Raw genomic sequence first — 1,669 nt, 5'->3', positions numbered from 1 at the left:
GGGTGGAATAAGGCTCTTATGACAATGAATCTCAATAATCAGCATTTCCAGAAAGCCCAGAGGGGCATAAGGCCAAAATTTGGCCGAATCGAAATCTTCGGCTGATATGATTTACGGGACACGCTCTCATCTGTGGAATATAATCGCCGCGGATCAGGAGCGAGACCGGAGGCAAACTTGTTTGCCGACGGGATCGTCTGCTGCAGCCGCTGGTGTACGCCCGGCATGGGCGTGAACTTATGGGGTGAAAGTCCCCTGTATATGAACCCCGTTCCATCATTTTATGATGGTAGCGAAAGTACTAGCCGAAGGCAAGGGCGTCACCGTGAGGTGGGGTCTGAAGGAAGCCGGAGTGCAAAGCTATGAGCCGACCTGTCTGCGTGCACCGCACAGGCAGGCGAACAGAAATAGCATACAAGGCCCGGTTTCCGGATAAGTCAGCACAACATGACGAAGTCCTGGGTTTAAGGAGATAGGGTAAATGCTGCGGTTGTGTAGCAAAGGTTCACGTTCTTATCCGGGGAGGCCTGTCTGCCATGCGGGATGTAGCTTTCCTGGTGAAATTACCGGAAGGGGCAACCGGTTCCCAAAGGTCCCGGCATCTTCTGGAAGGGCTTTTGCCGGAAGATGAGATACGAAGCCAAGAAAAGCAGACAAGGAAGGAGATATCCAGCGCCATGCAGGGCAACCTGTGTGATGAGCAGGCAGGAGTCAGCAGAGGCCATATTAGCCTAAGGCCTGGGGTAATGCCCAGGACATGGTGAAGGGCCGAACGTAAAGCAGGGAAGGAGCCTCAATGAGTTCACATGACATGAAGAATCCGACCGGAGGAGTGAATATGCGGCACGTCATTGAATCGCCCGCCCCAAATGGTAACATGCTGGAACGGGTATTTTCCAGGGAAAACCTGCGTTCAGCCTGGAAACAGGTTAAAGCGAATAAGGGAGCCCCCGGAGTTGATGGAATTTCCATCAGGGAGTTCCCGGCATTTATCCGTGACCGATGGGAAGACACCCGTGAATCTTTAATGGAAGGAACTTATGATCCTTTACCGGTCCTGCGTGTTGAAATACCCAAACCTTCCGGGGGAACTCGGCCTTTGGGAATACCGACCGTGCAGGACAGATTAATTCAACAGGCAATAGCCCAGACACTGACGCCTATATTTGATCCGTATTTTTCGGAATTCAGTTATGGCTTCAGGCCTGGGCAGTCAGCTCATGATGCAGTAATGAAGGTGTGTGAGTATATCCGTCAGGGTTATAGCATTGCCGTTGACATGGACCTGTCGAAGTTTTTCGACTCCGTGAATCATGATGTGCTTATGCACAGAGTGACACGGAAAGTTCGTGATAAACGTGTATTGCGCCTGATTGGAAAATATTTGCGTGCCGGGGTGGAGGTAAAAGGCCGTCTGCAAAGCACCCGTAAGGGCGTTCCGCAAGGTGGTCCGCTTTCACCTCTGTTAGCTAATATCCTTCTGGATGATCTTGATAAGGAGTTGGAAAGCGTGGTCACAAATTTGTCCGATACGCTGATGATGGTGCGCCACGAGCACACTCGATATAGTTGAGATGTGCGCAACTGCACAGAAGATGAGGGTTTGGCCCCTCGAAGCCGGCTTGCAGGAGCAGGCTTCAAACCGCCTCAAGCTGCTGTGGTAAAGAGC

General features: G+C 51.7%; 1 protein-coding gene and 1 pseudogene. Both read left to right on the top strand.

Translation table 11 applies throughout. The features are described from left to right. Positions 1-536: 536 nt before the first annotated feature. On the top strand, positions 537-764 hold the full coding sequence (locus C4B57_12245; protein PXF50258.1) for a hypothetical protein: 228 nt from the start codon (positions 537-539) through the stop codon (positions 762-764). Between the two features lie 32 nt (positions 765-796). Beyond that, positions 797-1,569 (top strand): annotated as a pseudogene (gene ltrA / locus C4B57_12240) (group II intron reverse transcriptase/maturase). Positions 1,570-1,669: the final 100 nt, after the last annotated feature.

The organism is Deltaproteobacteria bacterium, assembly GCA_003194485.1.
In the GTDB taxonomy this organism is placed as follows: Bacteria; Desulfobacterota; Dissulfuribacteria; order Dissulfuribacterales; family UBA3076; genus UBA3076.
The sequence above is the reverse complement of the archived record's forward strand: the minus strand, read 5'-3'. Positions and strand labels throughout refer to the sequence as shown.

Coding starts and splice junctions, on each gene's coding strand:
- C4B57_12245 (PXF50258.1), top strand. CDS start 537: ATGCGGGATGTAGCTTTCCTGGTGAAATTACCGGAAGGGGCAACCGGT.